The sequence below is a fragment of the Neisseria sp. P0021.S007 genome (assembly GCF_051956855.1).
Genome location: NZ_JBQCXA010001592.1, coordinates 1 through 458, shown reverse-complemented (window position 1 = coordinate 458; position 458 = coordinate 1). Strand labels below are relative to the sequence as shown.

Annotated in this window: 1 protein-coding gene; it reads right to left on the bottom strand. The window is 53.3% G+C overall.

Annotated elements, in window-relative coordinates; all coding sequences use genetic code 11:
• The coding region (locus ACTHUR_RS20435; RefSeq protein ID WP_440400624.1) for an EamA family transporter at nucleotides 1-458 on the bottom strand (458 nt) is incomplete at both ends.

Sequence of the window (458 nt, the reverse complement as noted above, 5' to 3'; positions counted from 1 at the left end):
CCTTATAGGCGCGGGTCATGGCAAGTTGGGCAATCATGGCGGAGATGCCGATGCCGGCCAGATAGGGCAGGGAAGACACGGTCAGCGGATGCCAGCCGGTAAAGCAACTCCAAATGGCAGACATAATCAGGCCGGTAAGCGACAGATAAAACACCACGCGCCAGCCCGGCTCGCCCAAAAGCGAGAGTTCGCGCACCTTCAAATACGCCCAGCCCGACATGGCGCCGCCTGCTAAGCTGACCAGCGCGGCAAATTCCTGTCCGCCTTGAAAAGATGGGTTGAGCAACAGGATAACGCCGATAAAGCCCATAACCAAAATGGCTTGGGTATAAAGCGTAATTCTTTCTTTTAAAATGAAAAATGAAAAGATGGCAAGCCAGATGGAGGACGTGTAGTTGAGTGTGACGCCTGTTGCCAGCGGCAGATGCATGACGGAATAAATCGTGCACATCATAGCA